This window comes from Bradyrhizobium sp. (genome assembly GCF_017881085.1).
In the GTDB taxonomy this organism is placed as follows: domain Bacteria; phylum Pseudomonadota; class Alphaproteobacteria; order Rhizobiales; family Xanthobacteraceae; genus Bradyrhizobium.
In genome coordinates this window covers 1-3,502 of record NZ_JADGRI010000439.1, presented here as the reverse complement: position 1 = coordinate 3,502, position 3,502 = coordinate 1, and the positions used below count along the sequence as shown (strand labels likewise).

The 3,502-nt window shown below is 63.5% G+C and carries 6 protein-coding genes and 1 pseudogene; 2 read left to right on the top strand and 5 right to left on the bottom strand.

Going from position 1 to position 3,502, the window contains the following annotated elements:
* Both QZ213_RS26215 and QZ213_RS26210 read left to right on the top strand, forming a co-directional pair.
* Window positions 1–292, top strand: a pseudogene (locus tag QZ213_RS26215) (transcriptional regulator); the annotation flags it as partial.
* A gap of 357 nt (window positions 293–649) precedes the next feature.
* Window positions 650–889: a hypothetical protein gene (locus QZ213_RS26210; RefSeq protein WP_291688966.1), complete on the top strand. Its 240-nt coding sequence runs from the start codon at window positions 650–652 to the stop codon at window positions 887–889.
* Window positions 890–1,072: 183 nt separating this feature from the next.
* Here the strand turns inward: QZ213_RS26210 and QZ213_RS26205 are convergent, their stop codons facing one another.
* The 5 genes from QZ213_RS26205 to QZ213_RS26185 all read right to left on the bottom strand — a co-directional run bounded on the left by QZ213_RS26205 (window position 1,073) and on the right by QZ213_RS26185 (window position 3,374).
* On the bottom strand, window positions 1,073–1,312 hold the full coding sequence (locus tag QZ213_RS26205; protein ID WP_291688965.1) for a hypothetical protein: 240 nt from the start codon (window positions 1,310–1,312) through the stop codon (window positions 1,073–1,075).
* An 85-nt stretch (window positions 1,313–1,397) separates the two neighbouring features.
* Complete coding sequence (locus tag QZ213_RS26200; RefSeq protein WP_291688964.1) at window positions 1,398–1,661, bottom strand: twin-arginine translocation signal domain-containing protein; 264 nt, start codon at window positions 1,659–1,661, stop codon at window positions 1,398–1,400.
* 210 nt (window positions 1,662–1,871) lie between these two features.
* Window positions 1,872–2,186, bottom strand: a complete 315-nt coding sequence (locus tag QZ213_RS26195) for a hypothetical protein (protein ID WP_291688963.1) — start codon at window positions 2,184–2,186, stop codon at window positions 1,872–1,874.
* Window positions 2,187–2,326: 140 nt separating this feature from the next.
* On the bottom strand, window positions 2,327–2,773 hold the full coding sequence (locus tag QZ213_RS26190; protein ID WP_291688962.1) for a DUF2214 family protein: 447 nt from the start codon (window positions 2,771–2,773) through the stop codon (window positions 2,327–2,329).
* 253 nt (window positions 2,774–3,026) lie between these two features.
* A complete protein-coding gene (locus tag QZ213_RS26185; protein WP_291688961.1) occupies window positions 3,027–3,374 on the bottom strand; it encodes a hypothetical protein in 348 nt (115 codons plus the stop codon).
* Window positions 3,375–3,502: the final 128 nt, after the last annotated feature.

Below are 3,502 nucleotides of genomic sequence, written 5' to 3'. Positions count from 1 at the left end.
GCGGCAGAAGAAACAGGACATCGAGCTGACCGCCGAGGGCGAGCGCTTCCTGGAAAACGCCTTGCAGATAACGGGGGATATGCTGGCCCATCCGCGCCGTCCGGTGTGCAAGGCCTGTCTCGACTGGAGCGAGCGGCGTCATCATCTCGCGGGCACGCTGGGCGCTGCGATCATGACGCGGTTCACCGAACTGAAATGGGCCGCGCGCGACGCCACCCCCGGCTGCCGCGTCGTCAATTTCAGCCGCACCGGCGAGAAGCGGTTCGCGGCGCTGTTCGGGGATAGCGAATAGCGGCTCCGGCGGCCGCTCATTGCAGGAACTTGTCGGCATGGCCGGGCTTGTCCCGGCCATCCACGTCTCACTTTGCCGCTAAGCCGTGGCACGTGGATGCCGGGCATGACGTCCGACCCCGGAACGATCCAATGCAACGAATTTTCTGCGCAGTCTCTGCTGCTCTCCTCCTCCTCCTGCCGTCCGATAGCGCGGCCTGAAAATCGGCAGCCGATCGCATTCATTCCGCGTTCAGGTCACCGTGATTAGCTTCGCGGAGCATTCGACGTCTCAACGATCTGTCGCAAATATTTAATGCGTCGGATTGTCTCTGGATCGACAGGATGCGCCGCGTTGCGGCCCACCAAGGGAGTAAACATGAAATACCTTTTCGCAGCAGCTCTGGTTGCCGGCACGTTCGCGAGCTTCAGCGCGGCCAATGCCGCCGGCGGCTGCGGCCCCGGCTTTCATCGCGGTCCCTATGGCGGATGTCGTCCGAATGGCGGCGTCGTGGTCGTCGCTCCCCGCGTGGTGGAACAGCCGGTCGTGGTGGTGCCGCGCGGCCGTATTTGCCCCATCGGCTTCAGCTGGCGTTACGGACGCTGCCGTCCACTCTGAGTTCCGTATCATCGCCAACGACGGCAAAACCCCGCTTCGCGCGGGGTTTTGTTTGGCGGGCTGCCGCCGACGTGATTTGAGACCCGAAGGCAAGAGGGCGGGATTCCCGCCCTCTCGTATATTGTTTTGACGCGTTCTCTTCACGCGAACCGGTATCCGCTTCGCCTGAAAACGCTCTGATCCTTACCAGTTCCGGAAGCAGCGCCGGCCGAACGGGCCGGAATGCCAGCCGGGCGGGCAATTATACATCGGGCGGCATCCGCCATAGGGACCACGGTGCCAGCCAGGTCCGCAGCCGCCGGCGACGCGGATGGTGTCGGCTGACACCGCCTGGTCGAGCGGCGCCAGCGGCATGGCGCGCGAGGCGGACACCGCAACCAGGCTGAGACAGACGGCAAATGCTGACGCAACAAGTATCTTCATAGGCCCTTTCCTCTCAATCTTGCCGCAACGCGGCGGTTACGACCTTAGCGCAAACGATGCTGCAGGCTGGTAACGGGAAAACGCGTCACCGCCAATGGCGGCGGTGCCAGTGCCAGCGGCGGTGCCAATGGTGGTGCCAGTGATGTCCCCAGCGGACCTCCTCGGGCTTCAGATGCTCAACCTGGGCCTCCGTCGTGACAGCGGAGCGAATATCCTGATGCGCGCGCGACAGCCGCTCGTCTCCGCCAAGCGGACGCGGCGACAGCGGCGCGGCCTGCGCGCCCACGGTCAGCGCGGCGGTCCCGGCAGCCATTCCAACGGCAAGTTTCAAAAAGCGGCGGCGTTCCATGACGTTTCCCTCTTCGGGTTTGGCAAGTGATGCCCGGAGAGTTTGAATGCGTCGAGATGAATGGCCGCTGAATTGCGCGTTCAGGTGTCGGCGTCCCGGCCTGGCGCTAGCTGTCACGGCCGGGCTTGACCCCGGCCATCCATCTCCTTCGTAAGACTCTTCCGAGGGCCGATAGATACGCCGGTCAAGCCCGCATATGACGGCTGTGCTTCACGCCGCGAATTCCTCCGCCAGCACCAGCATCTCGCGCGTGCGCGTCACCTCGGGCCAGCAGCGGTCGAATTCGGCAACCAGCGGCTTCAGGGCGTCGCCACTCATGGCCCGATCGAGCGCGGCCGGGTCGGCGAACTCGTACATCGCCACGTGCAGCGAGGGCTCGTTAAGACTCCAGAACCGCCGCGCCTTGCTGGCGCCGAACGCCTTTGCGGCGTCGGGCAGATGCTCGCGGCTGTACCACTCGTCGAACGGCTTGCGTTTCGCAGGATCGGCGACGGTGGCGCGGACGACAAAATAGGCTGACGGCATTGACGTTTCTCCCTGTGCATTTTCTTCTTTCGTCATTCGGGGACGCGCCCCGTGGCGCGGACCCGGAATCCATACTCCCGATCGTGGTTATGGATTCCGGGCTCGCGCTTACGCGCGCCCCGGAATGACGAAAAAACGATCTACACCCATCCGCCCCGCGCCATGATCGCGGCGCAGAGCAGGATGATGATAATCGCAAAAAGCTCGCCGTGAATAATCCCGGTCACCAGCCTCAATTTTTTGGCGCTGATCGCGGGCACCTGCCCCGCCGTCAGCGCCTCGCCCCACGACAGGAATTCCAGCGTCGGAATGATCGACAGCAACCCGACCACGATGAAGAGCGCAAATTTTGTCAGGAAGGCGTGACTGTGGAAATAATAGCTCGCGCCCTTCTCGAACAGGAACACCCGCAACAACCCGATCAACAGCAGCGCGCCGGCGGCAACGCCGAGCACGAGGTCGGTCGCCTGCAGCCGGCGCGCCGAGGACAGCGTCAGCTCGGAGCGGATCAGCGTGAATTCGATGGCGACGGCGGCCACCAGCGTGAAGGCGCAGAGGTGGTGGAGAAAGGCGAACAGCGTGGACATGGCGCGGGGCCCGTTTACCGCGCTGATTGTAGGCGATGAAGGAACGGGTGCAAGCATGAAGCGGAACCCGGCCAGACGATCGACTACCACTCGTCATTCCCGGGCATCGCCAACGGGTCGGCGCTCGGCGCCGCCCGATGACAGGCTCCGCGATGAGCCACGATGTGCAATTGCACATCGGGGAACCCATAACCACGATCGGGAGTATGGACGGCAGTCGTCCCCGGAGCGACGGCGTTTCAACCCGCGGCAGCTAACTCAGCTTCAGTGGCACATCGTCGACAACCCGAAAATCGATCCTGCCGATCAGTTCCGCCCGGAGCGCCTCGGCGGCGCTCATGGCGGCCTCCGTCTGCTGCAGCGTACTGACATTCGATCCAAGCGACACGATGCCGCCCAGCACCATGGCGATCGATCCGAGCGCCGCGACCTGACTGGAGCCAAACAGGCCGAGCACAATGATCAGCAGCAATACGGCACCGCCCGCGATGGCCGTCTTGGAAGCCAGAATGAACTTCCGGCATCGTTCGGCGATCTCGGCAAGCTGCTCGATCCGCGCTTCGATCTGTGAAATCTCGTCAATCGGATCGTCTTCGGTCATCGGATTCAGGATCGAGGGTGCTGGGTCACAACGGAAACACCTCGCTATGCAGCAAGTCGACCGCATGAGCGAGGCAACATGCGGGACCTCGGTGAAACCCGGATATCGCTGCGCTCATCCGGGCTACG